Raw genomic sequence first — 17,701 nt, forward strand, 5'->3', positions numbered from 1 at the left:
CCTCTCCTTCAGTCGCCCAAACACGATCGACCGATCTTCCGCGCCAAATGTATGGGAGAGTTCAGGTTGTCGATAGCACGACCTTCAAATTCATTAGGAACAAGCAGCTCGTACGCTTAGCGGGATATGAAGCCCCTCGGATCAGGCAGACGGCAAACAGCAACGGTGTCTGTTGGCCTGCGGGCGAAGTATCTCGAGCATGGATGGTTCTGAGAACACTTGGCCGGGATGTAAACTGTGCGCCGATCGGGCGGGATCGCAACAAGATTCTGATCGCCCATTGCTTCGTCGGAGAAACGAACCTCGCCGCGACAGCGATCTCCGAGGGAATCGGATACGCGTTCAACTATCGCGATGAACCGCAGGTGCCGGCCTATTTCGATATCGAACGGAAGGCACGTGGATTGGGCTATGGCGTTTGGTCTTCGCCTGACCTGCCGACCCCTTGGCTCTACTCAGCGTCGCTGGGAGAAACTGTAACGCGGGATTCCGAACGGCCGGATACTCTGGCCGGTCTGCCCCTCCTCTCGCCGGTCGCCAATAAGATCGATGATGTCAACGATGCGCATGGAGGCTAGATGCTTCGCTTAATCAAGGTTCTTTCGATCACGATGTTCCTGGTCGCATCGAGCGAGGCGATCGTCCTCGCGCAAAGTGCTGCCACGCAGTCGCAAATCCAAAAACGCGACCCGAACGTTTGTGGTGCCGCAGGCGCTGCTTGCGACCCAGCAGAAGTCCAAGAATGGAAAGCGGTTGGCAACCGATTGGCGGATCTTTCTTCGGCCGATCTCAGTCAATACGCCTATGCATGCGTGGAGCATCGGGACTGGAGGCAAGAGTGCGAGACGGATCCGATCGCCGTTCTGAAACGGCTTGACATCAAGGGATATTGAATAATGTCGACGAGATCGTCCGTCGGATGGTTGATCGCTGTGGCGCCGGTCTCATTCTTGTTCGGTTCGGCCGGAGGTTACGCGGTGCATGATCAGCTCACTGAGGCTCAAGTCGCTGGACTCACGCTGGAAATCTCGCGTTTGAAGGAAGTGGCCGATCACCCAGCCATCGACAGGCCCACCGATCAAGAGGCGACCGCCGCGATCGCGAAATCAGGGCGAACGATGGAAGTTTCGGAATGTAAACCTCGCCAGGCAGTGCCTGATCGTCGGGCGCAATCCGCAAAACCAGTCCACAAGCCTCCGCTTGGCCTCTGCCGGCGATATCGAGACGTTCTACTGGATCGACGGCGATCTAGGTTATGCGGTCACCGGTGGGGTCACCTGCACTGGAATCATCACCACAACCGCTGGAACATTCTCCGGATCGAGGCAGCCTGGAGTGCTTTCGTTCGCGAAGATCCGCGGTCGCTGGGAGAAGTGCAATGATACAGGATGGAGGCATTGGATGAACCGGATGCTTTTTGCCTTCTTGGCGCTGGCCGGCTCTGGACTTGGACTGATCGCGACACCAGCCAAATCAGAGGAGGCGTCATGGGGATGCCAGATCCTATTATGCGCGGCCTCCCAAAATCCGTCTTGGCATGGTGTAGGCTATTGCATTCCACCCATGACGAGGCTCATCTCGGCGATGAAAAAGCCAGGCTTCTCATGGCCGGTCTGCCATGAAGCAAATGCTGACAAACCCGGCCATGAAGCCTTCGACGAGTGCCCGGCTGGTACGACGATCGGATATGGCGCCCAAGGGGAGAATGGCTGGCAAGGAGAGCCGGACCAATGCATCAAGACGGTCAACCTGTGCCAATCTTTGGGCGGTCGAGACACGAGCACATGGAGACGCGGCTCCTCCAGTGATGCTTTTTACGGTGACAGCAATAGCTGTATCCAGCAGAGCGGAACGCCACGGCCTCGTCGAGCAGATCCCTATTTCGTTGACATACCCAACGATCAGGGCGTGAAGCAGAGATTCTGGTTCAATCTTAACTACTAGGCGTTCAGATGTCGTATCAATCCGGGAGGTCCCTCTTCGTTTTCTTGCGCCGCGCGAGCAAAGCGGCAACGCGCGGGAGGTCGGTGTCGGTGACTGCTAACAGCTCCTCGATAGTGACGTTCCATTCCCGGGCCATTTTATCGAGAGTGGACAGTTTAACGTCACGCATGCCGCGCAAAACCTGCGACATGTATGCCTCCGTCACGCCGAGCTGCTCGGCAAGCTCCTTGGCCCGCGCCCCGCGATCGCGCTTCAGGCGATCGATCCCGATGGCAAGCCGATCTGGGAGTGAAAGATCGTCCAGGATCGAAGGGTCGATCGATTCGACAGCTTCGCGAGTCTTCACACGCGGCATTGGCAGTCCTCTTTCGAACGATCTGCGATCGCCGAACGGTGTTGAGCTGCTGCCCACAGATGGCGGAGGTTGGACGCTTCTGCAGATCGAAAAATTGCACGGATCATAACACGTCCAAAGTCGAGTACTTCAGGCGAGTTCTTACACCGGGGTGATATATTCCCGCAAGAGGACGGCACGACGGACCGGGTTCCAAACTTCTCTATTCCCGCACTGCTTGCCCTGTCCCGGAGGCCGCAGGGAATAAAACACAATCAGAGGAAATAAACTACGTTGTCTGATTTCCTGGGCCAATACCGCATTAGAGTCCGAAGCCTGCTCAGCGCCGCTGCCGTTCTGACAGCCGTCTTCATCTGCGCGAAGTTTGCCACTTCCGATGTGCTGATGTTGGGCTACACGATGGTGGTGCCGGTTTTCGTATTCCTCTCCGCCCTCATCGAAGATGCCAGTGTCCGAACGCATCGTAGCGGCTTGCTGGTTTGTCTCGAGATGGCGATATCTGCAGGTGGCGCAGCGGGCGTGGGATACCTTGGATATCGCCTTTGGCTCCTCGGCTATTAACTGTGTCGCTAGATGCGGATCGTTGTGCGCAATAGCCCCGGCCATGAGCTCGACACTCTCACAGGACAGGAAGGGGCCGCCCTTCGTGCGTGGTACGGAAACGCCGCATCAAAGGAGGACGAGGCTATCGCTCTTGCAGTGATCCAAAGGGCAAAGCTGATGGACGGCTGGATATCCTGCAACTGTGTCACCGGGCGGTTCCGACCATTGTTGGCGCCGATCCAGCAGGAACACACTTTCACTCTACGCCGGCTAATCTCAAGAGAACCTGGCGGTCGGCACGACGAAGAACGGCCGAACCATGCCCAAAGCTGCGCATTTCATATGGACAAGGACGGCAGCCCAGCGCTTATCGACCGCGATTTTCATATCCGTCCAATTCCGAAGTCTGAAAGGAGCTATGTCGATCCGCTTCCGGCTATCCCCGATCGTCTTGCCGATCTGTCAGATCGCGGGCTTGCTCGGCCGAGCGAGAGAAATGATCGCCCGTCGAGACTCGGTAGCATTCTGTGGCGCATCCTCGACAAGGCGCAGATCAACATCATCCCGCCGTTGCAGCAACGACCGCAATTCTCGCTTGGAAGCCAACTTTCCCGACTGCGCTCTGCCGCAAAGGAATTACGGGTGTTACGTACTTGGTCCCTCAACGCCCTGACATCGACATGGGCGGGAGACTACTGGGATGCCGCAAGCCGTTGGCAGGGCTTGCTTTCTCAATCGCGCCCGGATTGGCCACCGGCGGTTCGACGCACTGGATTTATGCTCCTATACGCGAAGAGCGTGTCCGCCCGTTCTATCACGCCGGTATCGACTGCGCGGACGATAGATCTCATGGGCAAGGTCCGCCAACCGCTGCGAGGCGACCCCGCCCATAGGGGACCGTATCTCGTTCTGCTCAACGCTGATTTCGGGGATGATGACGACGGACCGGCCAGGGCGGTCCACGCCTATGCCCAGCCCGTCTATAATTCCGATACGCTCTTCCCAATCGAGTCGGAGTTCGAGCGACACGTGTCCCATTTGCTGTTCTGGCTGCAGGATGCTCTGTTTGAAGCGATGCCCGACCTGCAGATAGGGATCATCAAACCGCTTTTCGCTTTGGAAACCGAGACCGGCCTATGCCGGCCGGACTTCATCCTAGAGGCGACCTATCGAGATAATCCGACTGTCGCGCTCGTTGTTGAGGCAATGGGCATGGAAACCGACGAATATAGGGCCGCAAAGGCGAAGACATTGCCGCGGATGGAGCAGATCGGACCGGTCTTTTTGATCACTCCCTTGGATCTTGCTAAGGAACACTCAGCCGGATCCGCTCAGCGCGTTATGCAGTGGGTCATTCACCGAGTTCGCCATGCGAAGACAGGACGGTAGTTCCACGCTATAGGTCTATCGAGTTTCCATCGCCGGTGTTTGCCCAATTCTTGCAGCAAACTTATCATCTGCTGGTCGCGAGGATGTTCGAGGAGGTTCACGTGCAGAACATCCGAACGAATACCTAGGTGATCGTTATCTCAATTATCACTCGCAGAAGTTTAGGAAGGTCCTTGTGCCACTCCCACTTTCGGTAGTTGCCTAGGCGTGATGCGTGGCTATACCTAACTTCATCGTTTGCGAAAGGGTAAAAAGACATGGAAACAGTCGTTTACGGGTTCCAGATTTCCCCGGACTTCGATGACGAATTTGTCTTCGCGGCAACTCAAGAGCGGTGCCAGGAGGAATGCGTGCAGCATCGCAACGATATCCTGACTAGCAGTGATCAATATGGCGCTCATAATCCCCTTGGTGCGATGGCCATATATCGATTTACTCTGAAATCACTATCAACAAACGAACTCCTAACCGTGCTTAACGACGAACACCTCGACCTGTTGAAGAATGCTGTTGTCGAAAGGAAACTGGTTGCGGTCGTTGCGGAATAAAAAATAGGAGGCCTCACCCCCGGGATCGAAGGGTAAGTCTTTGTAAGGGCGACATCGTCGCTCCCGCGTTGCAAATTGCGGCAGACCTAAGCTTCGATCGAACCGAAATCCTCACGTAGAGGATCACGCGCGGCGTCGGCGAATTCCATCAAATGTTCCCTTGATTGATCGTCCGAAAGTCGATCAGCTAGGTTTCGAAGCAGCAGCTCGACATCGTTGTTGAGTTCGACCGGATCAATTGACCCATCATCTGTTTGCTGAAAAATCGCCTCATTCAGGGCCTGAATGTCAGTACCGAAGACCTGCTTGACATCCTGTCGGCGCAGGAGCTGTGAACTCGAAGGTTTGCTTTTATTGGTGGAAGAGGCAGGCGGCGATTGCGCGTCGTCACCTAAGCTACCATGAGGTCCCGAGTAGATCCTCCTGTTTAAAGTCTCCTCATCGACTTCAAGATCAATTATACCTGTGGCTGGCGGCACTCGCTCCACTCTCTTCGGCTTTTCACGGCGTTTCGAAGTCCGCTTGGGCTGCGGACCGCTTACTGGCGTATTCACTGGTGGCTCGGTCTTTGCAACGCCAACCTCACGGGTCTCATCAAGATCGAGGCGCTGTCGAAGCTCATCGATAGAGGAGATGTAAACGTGGCGCACGCCATCTTTGGCGTTAAATCTTAGTAGTTGAGCAGTTGATGGAGATTTTGCGCCATGCTCGATCGTCCATTCCACCGGCTCCATCCGAGGCTTTGCCACCGGCTTGAACCTGCGGACCTTGGCAAACATCCGCTCCCCACCGGAATCGAGCTTCATGATCCGCATCAGCGGCATTCCGGTCACCTGCAGGATTGCCTCTTCTGGCTTCATCATCATCAGCGTGTTGACCGGAAGGAGATCGACCGACACAGGCACTTTCGAGATAGAGCGCTGCCTGCGGCCATGCCGATGCGAGTAAGAGGACTGTTCGACCCATTCGGTTGTCTTTCCCGCCGCAATGGACACTGCGGTCGCATCCTCCTGGTTCTGGAAATTCATGAACAGCTTGATCGTCGAGGCCCCCATCAGGATCTTCTGACCGGACCGTTGATAGAGCCGCTCGAGCTGGGCGCCATCTTGCAAGATAAACACGAAGCGAACGCCGTTCTTGCGAATGAGCGGCGCCAGCGTCAGTACCGTATCGATGCGGCCTCCATTGCCGAACTCGTCGAGCATCATCAAAACCTCATGCTCACCATTCGGCAAAGGCCCCAACTGCACCAGCTTGTCCGCCATTTGCTGGATGAACATCGAGATCAGCCGCTCATAAATCTGGATGGCGTTCCAATCCGCCTGGATGAAGATGGCAAGCTTGCGCTTTCTTATCGTGTCGATCGGGATCGTGGTGATCGACGTCAGTGCCTCGACCAAAGGATTCTGCAAGAAGTTGAGCTTGGCCACGATCTCCGCGGCGATGCCTTCGCCGAGCTTCTCGTGGCGACCTGCAAATTTGGTCAGCTGCATGCGGGTCTGGTCTGACAGTACGGCCTCGTAATTCTCGAGCAGCTGAACGATCGCCTTCCGCTCGTCGGACATGGAGTTGAGGATGCGATAGAGCTCGCTTAGCGATTTGCGCGTGTCTGGGCATTCCAGGACAAAGCCGAGCATCGCTGTCAGCAGAATTCTGGCGCTCTCTTCCCAGAAGTCGGATGAATCCGATCGCAAACGCTCCGGAAGCAGCATTTGCGTGAGCTTCTGCAGGTCGGTGATCCGCTGGTTCGGCTCGGTGCTGATCAGATCAAGCGGATTGTAGCCATCGGTGAATCTGGAACCGGGCGCCAGAAGGAAGATGTCATAGCCTTTGTCCTTGAGATAGCCCGAGGTCTCGTCGAAGAGCTCGCCGCTCATATCGAGAACGACCTGCGATCCTTCAAAGCTCATCATCGTGGGGATGACGAAGCCGCGCGATTTGCCCTGCCCAGGTGAGCCGATGACCATGACATGCTGGTCTCCGTCGTTGCGCAGAAGCAGGCCCTGTTTCAGGCCGAGCACGATTCCATGCTTGTCTCGCAGCCGAAAATCGGCGGCATCCTTAAGCGTCGCGAGCCTCGCTCGCCCCATGATCATTCGCTGACGCTTCTGGATGGCAAAGCCGATCGGAAAGCCCACCAGGGCACCGGCAGCAGCAATGCCCGAAAGCGCAGCAAAAACGGTCTGACGGGAGGGTTCGTGATACGCCCCGGCCATGTCCGTCGCACCAAAAGGTGCCTGATACATGGCCGCAAGATGATTGCCGTAATAGCTGGCGATTGCGGCGTGTTCCCCTGCCTTGGTCGCGACCATGTAAAAGGCGATACCGTAGACGGTGACGCCGGCATAGGCGGCGGCAAAGATCATCGCAGTCAGCGCGATCAAGCTGAACATCGACCGGACATGCAACAGATAAAGGATCTTGCGCGACAGGGCCTTCCCGCCTTTCAGCATCCATAGGCTCAAAATGAAGAACAAGAACGGTGACGCCAACACGAAGGCGAGAATACTCAGACCGACAGTGTTTCTGGTGTGGATGACCGACCACGTGTAGTGCATGGCATCGGCAAAGCGCACTGCACCGACATAGTCGAAATAAGACCCCTGCCCGAACGAGACGATATAGGCGTCGTAGATCGTCGCGAATATGAAAAGCCAAAGGCCGGCGGCGCCGAGGACCACGAATGGGAGGGTGATCGGTAACACCTTCTGTAGGCCAGTCCATTTCGGCCGCTCAATCTCGCTGTGTATGGACACGCTTGCCATCTTCATCGACCTCATCGGCAAAATAGATTTCGCTGACGCCGCGGCCGCCGACGGCGTCGCTCTTCTTCAGCTGGACCACGATTGGGATGATGGAGCGGATGTAGCGAATGATATCGTCCCGCTCCATCCGCACATTGCTGTTGAGCACCAGTGTCGACAGGCGATTGAAGGCATGGTGGGGCGAGTTTGCATGGATCGTCGACATCGAGCCGGGGTGACCGGTATTGATGGCATTTAGGAAGTCGAACGCCTCGTCACCTCGCAACTCGCCCATAAAAACCCGATCAGGTCTCAAACGCAGCGCAGTGGCGAGGAGATCGCCCATTGTCACTTTCGCCTCTCCCTGTCCGCCTTTGGAGACGAGCAGCGACACGACATTTTCCTGGCGCGGCTCAAGCTCGGCAGTGTCCTGCATGAGAATGAACCGCTCCTGATTGGGGATGGCGGTCAGCATCGTGTTGAGGAAAGTGGTTTTGCCGGTGGACGTCCCGCCCGAGATCAGCATGCTTCGATGATTGGTTGCGGCGAGCTCAAGGAAAGCCCGGACCTGTCGAGCTCGAAGCAGCCGGGACAGTTCGACATCAACGTCATCGATATAGTCGTCACCCGTGACTTTGGTGAAACGGAACGCACCAGCCCGCTCGTAGTCGTTCAGGTCGAACCGACGGATGAACTGCTTACGGATTGAAAACGCATGGCCGGTCGCCGAGGTTGGGTTGAGGACGAACTGGACACGCTCTCCGCCTGTGAGGGTTGCCGAAAGCAGCGGGTTCTGGGCATTGACCGTTTGCTTTGTGAACGACGCCGCACGGGACGCCATGTGGCGGATCGCCTCCTGGTCGAGGCCTTCTACCCGTTCCTTCACCATTGTGAGATGGCCGATCCTCTCCAGCCACACTTCTTCGTCGGCCTGGCAGGAAATCTCGACAACGCCAGGATCATCGAGGAAGCGTCGGATCGGCTCCAGAGCCTCGGCCAGAAAATGGTGCTCGGCCGAGATTGTAGGACGGGCGTTCATCTGCCACCTCTTTGCTTGCGCAAGCGGTCGAATTCCTCGCGGACCGGATCTGGATAGAGGCCGGCAAAGTCCAGGTCGCGTGTGACGAAGACACTGATATCGGAGCCCTGCGGGATATGGATGGTGGGCCGGATGTTGCGACTGTCCTGGAAAGCCTCGCTGCCCAATTGCTGGATGCCGGAAGCGATCGTCTCGGCGGCGATCTGTCGGGCGCGATCCTGGGAGGTATCGCCGCTATTTTGGGGTATCCGCGTGACGCTGCCGTCACCGTTGACGACGGTGATGTACTGGTTCTGCTTCTGACCAAGCTGGGCAATGTACTGGGTTGCCCCTCCAATCAGTGTCATCAGTGCCGGCGGACCGAAGCGCTCCCAATATTTCCGGTCGACGATCCCGGTCATCCCCGAGCGTCCGAGCCGGTCTGTTCCGTAGGAGCCGAGCTGTACCGAAACCCCATCTCCCCGGATCATTCTCGTCCAGATGATCAGGACCCGCTCCTGCCCACGATCGACACCGGATTTGTAATCCCCGATCAGGGACGAACCAGCGGGGATGAGGATACGTCGCCCGTCGAAGGAATAGACATCCTCCCGCACGATCCCCTTCACCATGCCTGCGAGATCGGAATTGATAGCGGTCTCCAGCGTGCCGCGGATCATCGTGCCTTGCGGTATCCACGCGTCCGTCCGGCGGTTTTCGGTAGCGACCGAGACCTGAACACCCTGCCCGCCCATCGCTTTTAGAAAGGCCCTGTCAGGATCATTGGCTCCATCGGCTGCGCCACGATTGCCGGCTGCCGACACTGCGTCAGCACCTGAAGCCGATCCCATGCCGAACGACGCAGCAGATACTCCGGTCACCGTGGCCTGAACAGCTCCTTGGGTCTGGTTGGCCTGGTCGAATACCATAGCCGAGGAGCGCACGCGCTCTAGCAGCTTGGCCTGGCGGGCGAGCTCGATGCAGTGGGGATTGTCCGGATTCTTGCCTCTGGTGCAATCGACCTCCGCTGGCGGAAGTGCGGGTGCAGCAGCAGGTATGACGGGAGCTGGCGGCGGTGGAGGTGGCGGAGGCGGCGCCTCCGGCACCTGCGCTGTTGGTAGCGGCGGCGGTGCGGGCAACCTAAAGCCCTCATTTCGAGGTGCCTGCACCGGGCGGAACTCTTCGCGCGGAGTGTTGTCGACAACTTGCTGCTGTTCGCCGCTCGAAAGCAGGAAGTAAAGGACAACCCCAACACCGGCGATCGCCGCAACCACTGCGAATGGGCGCATCAGCCCGATCCCGGCCCGTCTGACCGGCCCGCCGAGGGAAGTATCGCCTTCCAGCGAGCGATAATTGGGCGAATTGAAGTTGGGATCCGACATGCTGCCCTCCTATCGTGATTGCGATTGTTGCTGGCCGCTAGCACTGCCCATGCGCTTCGGGGCAACGGCGCCTTCAATCGGTGCGGGGATGTCAGCGGGCACGGTCCGCAGATTGAAGAGACACGTCTCTTCTTCCGTCCCGTAGCGTAGCGACCATTGTCGCGAGACCTTGTCGATGACAACGTAGTCCGCTTCCCGCCGATAGTTCACGAGGCTCTCCCTGCGCTTGGCATCAACGATGAAGATTGCGGGAATGTCACTAGTGAATTTCATGAAGGTCTTCAGCCCGTCATCGAAAACCCAGAGGGGCTTGGCAGCGTCGTTACCTTTGAAGCCATAGTCATAATTGACCTTGTCCCGACGGATGTTCTTGATGTTCGGATTGCGCTGAGCATCCTGTGCTTGTTTCCAGAGCTCCGCTGTTCCCTTCAAACCAGCGTCTTCCGGGTAGGTGAATTTCAGCTTGAATGTCTGGTTCTGCATCGCCTTGCTATCGTTGACGCGCAAATCGAAGGAATAGGTGCGTTTGGTCGTGACCACGGAGAGGTTGGTCGCAGCATCCTTCTCCATCGGCTTCAGGGTCAACGATCGCCTATCGGCAGAAGTGAGGATTTGCCAGGAGACCGTGTCGCCGGCGACGACCTGCGTGATTTCCTCGTCGGCCCCAAACAGGATGGTGGTCACCAATCCATAGGTGCCGGTCACCTGGAAGACCTGTTCGGCGGAATAGGGAAGCGAGCGTATCCGCGGATCGAGCCTGCCTGGTCGCGCCAGCAATTCGGCGCTCGCGATCGTCGGCTCGAGAAACGACAGGACAGTGAGTGCAATCATCCATCGTTTCATGGCACCAGCCCCGATGGCATGTTTTCCGGGACCTTGGCGTATTCCGTCACGACAAAACCGAGCGGATTGTAGAGACGGACGCGATTGCTTGCCGGAAGATTGATCTGCCGATATCGCACCGTCGCTGACCAGCGGTTGACCACATCGCCACCACGTTGCCGCTCCCGTGTTTCAAAACGCACCGACATGGTCGAGGCATTGAGCGGATTGACCGAAAGTATGTCCGGACGGATATCACCTGTCGCGCCCATGGTCTTGACCGGCCCCCTGGGATTGCTGGGGTTCATCCAATCCTCGTAGTCCTTGAAGGCAGAGGAATTCGGCTCCGACCAGAGCGCGATCATGTCGAAATTGTCGGAGAGGTAGCGGGGATCATAGGTCTCGCGGCGGATCACATAGTTTCCGACAAAGGACGCTTGCACTGCCTGAAGCTCAGAGACGCCCGAGCGATCCTTGTCGAGTGTCGTGACGGTTTCCATGTAGCCGGTATTCTTGTCGACGATCAGCGGCACGACCTCGGTGCGCACAAGCGGGAAGAGCTGTGCGACCGAGAACGACAGGATGCCGGCGACAGCCCAGCCGGCGATGGCAAAGACCAATAGGATCATCCCGATCAGTGTACGCAGAGACCGGTTCTTCTCGCCCCAGGAATGGTGTTGATCGTAAATGTCTTGAGGACCTACGACCCTATCAGTCGGCTCAGTCTGCACCTGTTTCTTGAAGAATGCCAAAATCTATCCCCGAAATATCTACTGTGAAAATGTTGTCGGCTGAGGGCTTGCGGCCATGGTTCCCGCTTCATCCGCCGTTGCGCCGTCGCGTGGTCAACATTCTACCGAGCCCGCCAGTCGCCGCCATTGTGCCACGGCCGACAAGCGCAGATGCCGTCAACGCACCTCGCGGCCCAGCAAGCATGCCAAGCGCAACAGCTGCGGCTTGACCGCTTCGTGACGAACTCGACAGGAGTGCATTTCGCGTCGCCCCATAGATGATGTCGGCACCACCGCCCCTCGGGATGTTCGCCATGGCTGCGCTGTAAGCGAAGGCTTTCGCAATCTCCGGCACCTGCAAAATGAAGTAAGCAATCAGCGCTAGATAGAGCACCATGGCGACCACGATCGCGAGTGCGTTTTCGCTTGTGGCCATGTCGTCGCTGATGGTGTCCATCATGCCGATCAGGAAGCCGAACGAGAGACCAGCCATGATATAGGTGAAGAGAAGCATGAACATGCCGAAGGCAATACCCTTCACCCAAGCCTCGAACACGAAACGAGTGATGCCGAAGAAATAACAAAGGATGGCGATCGGACCGATCGCCAGCATCACGGCAGTGATCATCTTGGCAAACAGCGTTACGCCGGTGAGGATCAGCAGCATCGGCAAAAGGCCGAAAACCAGCACAATGAAGACCACGACGGCACCCGTGACGTTCGGCAGCCATCCTGACTCGTAGGAATTAAACAGCTGCATGGCGAAGTTGTAGACCTTGCGCGCCATGGACGCGACCTGGCTGGCAAGATCCGAGCCTGCTGCCTGTCCACCCATCGCCGAGGAAATCGCCGAGCCAAGATCCTGTGGTGAGAAGAGCACGAACTGGCCGATATTGTCGTAGAATGTTGCCCAGGACATGATCAACGCATAGGCAAGTGCGACCTTGAATCCCGCAATCGCCATGTCGGCCAATGAAATTCTGCTCTGCCCGAGGGCTGCCATCAGGAAATACAAGGCAAGGAAAATCGCCAGAATGGCGCTGACCAGGTCGCCGTTTGCGGCGAACAGGCCCCACGCCCGCTCCAGCGATGCCTCATTGATCTTGTCGAAATATCTGAGCGCATCGCCATAGAAGTTGATCGCGTAGCTGACTGGATCCATCTCGTCCCCTGACACCCTGTGGGTGGGCTAGAATTCCCGGCTAGAAGTGATTGACCGGTCGCATCGGGCCGCAGTCGTGCGGCAACACCGCATCGAACGCTGGCGCTGATGTGTCAGGCTTCGGCTCCGTGCCGTAGCCGAGCGTAGGTACTGGGCTGTCGTCGGCCGAGCATTTCGCCAGTTGCTCGTATTTTCCGGCACAGCCGCAGAGAGCGATTGTAATGCCGACCATCATTGGGAGAACCTTCACTGGGACTGCTTCTCGAAGGCCTTCAACTGATCGCGCACGGACGCGGTCTCAGTGCCGGTCTCGCCATTCCGGAGGACGCTGTCCGGGAGTGTGGCGAAGGTCTTCAGGTTCTGCGACGAGGTCGCTAGCGCTGCCCTGTATTGCTGGTTCAACAGCATGACCTGGTTGTTGAGCGAACCGACGGCCTCATTGGCGGTCTGATTTCCCTGCAGAACCATCTGTGTGTTCTGCTCCAGCGCGCCTTTCAGGTCCTGCGCCGAGCCGATCTTTTCGGTTGCCTGCATGAAGGAGTTCTGGCGGTCTTTCGTCGCGCTGTTCATCGCTTCTGTCAGAGCCGTCAGGGTGGTCAAGGCATTGATCCCCTGGGAATAAGCCTGATTGGCGCCGGATAATTCACCGCCTTTGGCCGTGTCGACGACCATCTTCACAAGGTTGAGACCATTGATCAGTTTGGCGGCCGTGTTCCGGAACTGGCTGCTGATGCCGCCGAACACAGCCTGGTTGCTAGAGAGTATTGAGTTGAAGTCGGGAGCCTGCCCCATGCTGAAACCGTTTCCGGTGGCGAGCTTGGCGAACTGGCTGGCGTCCTGCGTGCGGTCCCCGACAATGGCCTGAAGGGTTTTCGTCGTGTTGTCCATGACGACCGACGTGTCCTGCTGGATCTGCTTCGACAGCCGCTCGATTTCCTGTGCTGCCGCGATATTGGCCGAATCCTTGACTGGGACCTGTGCGAAGGCGTGTGGCGTGGCAACCAAACCGAGCCCGACGGCAAGAACAATCTTTTTCATGAGCCTCTCCTTTGCTGTTTCGTTAGTTGACTGTCGGCCGAGCATCGACAACGGTCACCAGACCAAGCGCCGGATCCTGCAGTGCCGTGAAGGTCGCGGTGTCACCGTTGGCGCGCGCCGCATCCTGAAGGTCCTCGAGCCAGCGACCTATCTGTTCGGAAGTGGCATTCGCCGGAACGGCAAAACAGCGCGTACCGCCCGTGTCGATGATCGTCGTGGGGCACTGGATTTGCGCCATGACCAGCGATCCATCGCTATCCTTGGAATTGCCTCCGCCCGAACCACGCAGGCTCGCCGAAGACGATTGCAGCCCGGACTGGAGGCGCTGGAGATATTGCTGATTTGCTTCGAGCGATTTCTGGGCGAACGCATTCCACGTCGTCGCGCGTTCGACCTGCGCCTTTGTATTGCGGTCGACGGCCTTCTTTAGCTGTTCACCACAGCTCGTGGTATCGCTGACCGTTTCCGGTTCGGTCGTCTCGGTTCCAGTTGGCGCCCGGTCGCCATTTTCAGCCTTGTTGCGCTCATAGTAGGCCGAGACCTTTCTGACGTAGTCCTGGGTCTCCGGAATGTCCGGGATCTGGCCGTTTTGAAGCGACTGGCGATACGGACCGGCATTGTAGCCTGCGGCGATCAGGTCATATCGGTCGCCGAACATGCCCTGCAGCTGCTTGATGTATTTGACCCCGCCGCGGATATTGTCCTGCGTGTCGTAGGGGTTCACACCGAGCCCCGATGCGGTCCCTGGCATCAGCTGCATCACGCCGGTCGCTCCTACTCCGGAACGTGCCGAATGGCGAAACCGCGATTCCTGTTCAGCGATTGCCATCGCAAAATTCGGATCGACACCCTGCCGGATCGCCTCGCTCTCGACCATGCGGGCGACTTCCTGTTGGCTCGGGGTTTTCTTTGAGGGGCTTGCTGGCGAGGTCGCACCGGCCATTCCCTGTGCGGAACAATCAGCCGGCGCACCGGATCCCTGCCCCGGAGCGAGGCTGTCGGTGGTCCCGCCGGACGCCCCTTTCACGGCTTGCGTATCGGCCTGGTAGGGTCGGTAGCTGTCGCGGGTCGCCTCGTCGCTTTTCAGGCGTGTATCGTCGAGCACCGGGACCTGCGCGCGCAACGCCGAGGGCACGACGATGGTCGCGAACGCAAGCACGCCGACGGTTGCCAGTTCAGGAAGCCTTGGCGTTGTCATCGGACACGTCCCCCTCCCAGTCGCAGAATTTTGACAGCCAATCCTTCGGATCGTCGCCGTATTCGTCGCGGAGCATCTCGACTTCGCGAACCGTATCCTCCCGCCCGGAAAGGACCTTTATGAACTCAGGCATGTGGGACATGTCGACACGCGCGATGACGCTGCTTTTGGCCTGTTTGATCAGCATAAAGCGAGAGCTCGGATCGCCGTTCTTGACCCATTCGAACTCAGCCCTCGATAGGCCGAAATGCTCCATGTAGGAGGTTTCATCCGCCTTCGGATTGGCGAAGAAGATGTTGGTGGAGGTCTGTTCGATGATGGTGCGGCTGACACTGGACTGGACGACATCGTCGGCCGACTGCGTCCCGAAGATCACAAGACCATTCCGCTTTCGGATGGTCTTGAAATAATCCTTCATGGTTCGCTTGAACTCGTCGTCGTCGAGCAGCTTCCACGCCTCGTCCATCAGGTTGATGATCGGCGACTTCCCATCGTAGATCTTGTCCAGCCGATGGAACATGTAGAGAAGTGCCGCGGTGCGAACCGTCGGGTCGTCGAGGATCGAGGTCATGTCGAAGCCGATCATCGGACGGGAAATGTCGAGACTGTCGTCGGCATTGTCGAAGAGCCAGGCGTAGGGCCCCTTGTCGACCCACTTGTCGAGCCTTGCGATCAAGCTGCCTTCGGTGCGCTCGCTGCCGGCAAGGAGCGCCCGCAATGACGAGAAGCGCCGGTAGGATCGGTCCTTGGTCTTAAGAACGGACTTGATGGCATTGCGGATGATCGCCTCTTCCTGAGGCGAGAGGTTCTCTCCCTCCTTTGTCGGGTTCAGCATGAAGCTGAGCAGACCGTAGAGAAAGACGCGGTTTTCCTCGGTGTCGTCGAGAAGCAAGGGGTTCCAGCCCGAGGGCTCGCCAGGCTCAAGCGCCATGTAAGTGCCGCCCGCCGCCCTGACCATGATGTCGAGGCCCCGATCCTTGTCGAAGACGATGGTCTTCAGCCGCGGGCTGACCCGGTAAGCCTGAAGGATCAGGAAGGACATGATGACCGTCTTGCCGGAACCTGTCGGCCCGAAGACGGTCGCATGTCCCACATCGCCCTGATGGAAGTTGAAGAAGAATGGCGTGCCGGACGTCGTCTCGAAAATCGTGATCGCAGGGCCCCAATGGTTGCCATCCGGCTTTCCATAGGGATAGGCATGAAAACTGCTCAATCCGGCGCAGTTCAAAGTGGAGATCATTGCACGGCGAGCGATATAGGCCTGGTTTCCGGGCAGCTGCGCCCAGTATGCCGGTTCCGCGTTGAGATCTTCTCGCACATAGGATGCCCCCAAGGCGCCAAGCTCATTGCCGATCAGTGCTACCGCGTCGTCGAGCTGCGCGATGGATTTGGCGATCGGCATGACGGTCAGATGATGTTCTGTGAAGGCGACACGCTTGCGGGCGAGCTCATCACGGGCGATGTCGAGATTGGCCTGGACACTCGAACCGCCCTCATCCGCCTTCGACATCTGGCGATCGAGGCGCTCGATCCTGCCGCGCGCGGAGATGTCGTCGACGAAGGACATCGATTGGGTCAGCACCATCTCGAATGGCAGTTTCAGGACATAGTCGAGCATCCCGGCCCCGGTCTCGGGTGGATACTCCTTGAGCGATACCATGGCGGCAAACCGATCGTCGCCAGTCACGTCACCCTGCAGATGAATGATGCGATTGCCGATCGAGGTGCGGCGCGCCGGCAGCATTTCATCGATCGGGATATTGCCGAGACGGACAGGACGCACCCGGCCCCCGTTCAACAGCGTATAGAAGAACTCGCATTGCTCTGAGAACCAGACCTTGCGAGCGCCCTCCTCGAGGACGGCATCGTCAGCAATCGCCTTGTAGATCGTTCGACCGTTCCCGAGATGGGCCTCGATACGCTGGACGTCTCGCAGAACCTTCGGGCTGTAGACCGCAAGAGACTTTTCCAGCGCACGGGTTCCCTCGACCAGCCGGTCGCGCATCGCCCGGAACTGCTCCTTGCGGACGACATTGCCGCCGATGCCCATGACGCGAGAGAGCGTCGAACCCTTTTTGAACAATGGCCGGACGACCAGCGAGACATAGGTATCGTTGACGAACATCTCGTTCCTGGAGATGCTCGACTGATACACGTCGTCGAGGCGTTGCATGAAGGGGTCGGTAAAGGTCGATGGTAGCGATGGCGCAACCTTGCGCCTGACAACATGCGTATAGAGTGCGAAATTGCCGATCGACGAGATGGCGCGGAAAGCTGCGTTGCGCTGGCGCTGCAGCATGTTGATAGTTTCGATGTCGGCGGTCTCGAAGGAAAATCCGGTCAGTTGGATGGTCGAGACGAGGCAGTCGTTCTTCAGACGGATGATACCGTTTTCGATCGGGACATAGAAAGGGACGTGGGTCGCCACGTTTCTGTCGGCGAAGATCTCCCAACCTTTCGACAGACTGCCCTTCAAGGATCGTGCCATCGTGCTCATCGCCTAGACTCCATAGGTCCTGGCGCCACCGCCCAGCCGACGACCGAGGGGATTGACGCCGCACATGCTGAGCCGCCCGACAATGTCGAAAAACCACAGGTCGAGCTTGACGGTAAGCACGTATAGAATGCCGTGAAGGATGATGAACGTGGCCGGAAACCAGAGGATCGAGCCAAGGATCATGAACACCATCAGCGAAACGAAACATTCGGCGAGAAAATAGGTGTAGGGGATACCCATGACCGTCGGCGGACGTGTCAGGGCAAGGATGACGGGATAGGACTCGATGGTTTCATCGGTCCCGTCGATCGTGGTCCCGGCGCCGGCCAT

18 protein-coding genes and 1 pseudogene are annotated in these 17,701 nt (G+C 57.9%); 7 read left to right on the forward strand and 12 right to left on the reverse strand.

Features of this window, described 5'->3' with window-relative positions; all coding sequences use genetic code 11:
• The first annotated feature begins 47 nt into the window (after window positions 1–47).
• From HNQ72_RS26770 to HNQ72_RS26780, 4 genes and pseudogenes are all read left to right on the forward strand, one after another.
• Complete coding sequence (locus HNQ72_RS26770; protein WP_244654587.1) at window positions 48–578, forward strand: thermonuclease family protein; 531 nt, start codon at window positions 48–50, stop codon at window positions 576–578.
• Complete coding sequence (locus HNQ72_RS26775) at window positions 579–893, forward strand: hypothetical protein (RefSeq protein WP_183997069.1); 315 nt, start codon at window positions 579–581, stop codon at window positions 891–893.
• 262 nt (window positions 894–1,155) lie between these two features.
• Window positions 1,156–1,275: pseudogene (locus HNQ72_RS30770) on the forward strand (anti-sigma factor family protein); the annotation flags it as partial.
• Between the two features lie 135 nt (window positions 1,276–1,410).
• Window positions 1,411–1,944, forward strand: a complete 534-nt coding sequence (locus HNQ72_RS26780; RefSeq protein ID WP_183997244.1) for a hypothetical protein — start codon at window positions 1,411–1,413, stop codon at window positions 1,942–1,944.
• A 16-nt stretch (window positions 1,945–1,960) separates the two neighbouring features.
• Here the strand turns inward: HNQ72_RS26780 and HNQ72_RS26785 are convergent, their stop codons facing one another.
• Window positions 1,961–2,299 carry a helix-turn-helix domain-containing protein gene (locus HNQ72_RS26785; RefSeq protein ID WP_183997071.1) on the reverse strand — a complete coding sequence of 113 codons (339 nt, stop codon included), beginning with the start codon at window positions 2,297–2,299 and terminating at the stop codon, window positions 1,961–1,963.
• 273 nt (window positions 2,300–2,572) lie between these two features.
• Between HNQ72_RS26785 and HNQ72_RS26790 the strand changes: the two genes are divergently transcribed.
• The 3 genes from HNQ72_RS26790 (at window position 2,573) to HNQ72_RS26800 (ending at window position 4,779) form a co-directional block, all read left to right on the forward strand.
• Window positions 2,573–2,860, forward strand: coding sequence for a hypothetical protein (locus tag HNQ72_RS26790; RefSeq protein ID WP_183997073.1), 288 nt, complete (start codon window positions 2,573–2,575; stop codon window positions 2,858–2,860).
• 12 nt (window positions 2,861–2,872) lie between these two features.
• Window positions 2,873–4,231: a hypothetical protein gene (locus HNQ72_RS26795; protein WP_183997075.1), complete on the forward strand. Its 1,359-nt coding sequence runs from the start codon at window positions 2,873–2,875 to the stop codon at window positions 4,229–4,231.
• 257 nt (window positions 4,232–4,488) lie between these two features.
• Window positions 4,489–4,779 carry a hypothetical protein gene (locus HNQ72_RS26800; RefSeq protein ID WP_183997077.1) on the forward strand — a complete coding sequence of 97 codons (291 nt, stop codon included), beginning with the start codon at window positions 4,489–4,491 and terminating at the stop codon, window positions 4,777–4,779.
• An 86-nt stretch (window positions 4,780–4,865) separates the two neighbouring features.
• Here HNQ72_RS26800 and HNQ72_RS26805 read toward each other — a convergent pair whose 3' ends face one another.
• From HNQ72_RS26805 to HNQ72_RS26855, 11 genes are all read right to left on the reverse strand, one after another.
• Window positions 4,866–7,544 (reverse strand): type IV secretory system conjugative DNA transfer family protein, encoded by a 2,679-nt coding sequence (locus HNQ72_RS26805; RefSeq protein WP_183997079.1) that lies wholly within the window; start codon window positions 7,542–7,544, stop codon window positions 4,866–4,868.
• A complete protein-coding gene (virB11, locus tag HNQ72_RS26810) occupies window positions 7,513–8,562 on the reverse strand; it encodes a P-type DNA transfer ATPase VirB11 (protein WP_183997081.1) in 1,050 nt (349 codons plus the stop codon). Before virB11 ends, HNQ72_RS26805 begins: the two co-directional genes overlap by 32 nt.
• A complete protein-coding gene (gene virB10, locus HNQ72_RS26815; RefSeq protein ID WP_183997083.1) occupies window positions 8,559–9,923 on the reverse strand; it encodes a type IV secretion system protein VirB10 in 1,365 nt (454 codons plus the stop codon). The genes virB11 and virB10 overlap by 4 nt, the downstream gene beginning before the upstream one ends.
• 9 nt (window positions 9,924–9,932) lie before the next feature.
• Window positions 9,933–10,754 carry a TrbG/VirB9 family P-type conjugative transfer protein gene (locus HNQ72_RS26820; protein WP_244654570.1) on the reverse strand — a complete coding sequence of 274 codons (822 nt, stop codon included), beginning with the start codon at window positions 10,752–10,754 and terminating at the stop codon, window positions 9,933–9,935.
• A gap of 8 nt (window positions 10,755–10,762) precedes the next feature.
• On the reverse strand, window positions 10,763–11,374 hold the full coding sequence (locus tag HNQ72_RS26825) for a VirB8 family type IV secretion system protein (RefSeq protein WP_244654586.1): 612 nt from the start codon (window positions 11,372–11,374) through the stop codon (window positions 10,763–10,765).
• Between the two features lie 190 nt (window positions 11,375–11,564).
• The gene (locus tag HNQ72_RS26830; RefSeq protein ID WP_183997090.1) at window positions 11,565–12,638 is read right to left on the reverse strand and encodes a TrbL/VirB6 family protein; all 1,074 of its coding nucleotides are present in this window, start codon (window positions 12,636–12,638) and stop codon (window positions 11,565–11,567) included.
• Window positions 12,639–12,678: 40 nt separating this feature from the next.
• On the reverse strand, window positions 12,679–12,888 hold the full coding sequence (locus HNQ72_RS26835; RefSeq protein ID WP_183997092.1) for a hypothetical protein: 210 nt from the start codon (window positions 12,886–12,888) through the stop codon (window positions 12,679–12,681).
• A complete protein-coding gene (locus tag HNQ72_RS26840; RefSeq protein WP_183997094.1) occupies window positions 12,885–13,676 on the reverse strand; it encodes a conjugal transfer protein in 792 nt (263 codons plus the stop codon). The genes HNQ72_RS26835 and HNQ72_RS26840 overlap by 4 nt, the downstream gene beginning before the upstream one ends.
• 22 nt (window positions 13,677–13,698) lie before the next feature.
• On the reverse strand, window positions 13,699–14,874 hold the full coding sequence (locus HNQ72_RS26845) for a lytic transglycosylase domain-containing protein (protein ID WP_183997096.1): 1,176 nt from the start codon (window positions 14,872–14,874) through the stop codon (window positions 13,699–13,701).
• Window positions 14,852–17,371, reverse strand: coding sequence for a VirB4 family type IV secretion/conjugal transfer ATPase (locus tag HNQ72_RS26850; RefSeq protein WP_183997098.1), 2,520 nt, complete (start codon window positions 17,369–17,371; stop codon window positions 14,852–14,854). The genes HNQ72_RS26845 and HNQ72_RS26850 overlap by 23 nt, the downstream gene beginning before the upstream one ends.
• Window positions 17,372–17,374: 3 nt before the next feature.
• A complete protein-coding gene (locus HNQ72_RS26855) occupies window positions 17,375–17,701 on the reverse strand; it encodes a VirB3 family type IV secretion system protein (RefSeq protein ID WP_183997100.1) in 327 nt (108 codons plus the stop codon).

Source organism: Aliirhizobium wenxiniae, assembly GCF_014201355.1.
Lineage (GTDB): Bacteria > Pseudomonadota > Alphaproteobacteria > Rhizobiales > Rhizobiaceae > Neorhizobium > Neorhizobium wenxiniae.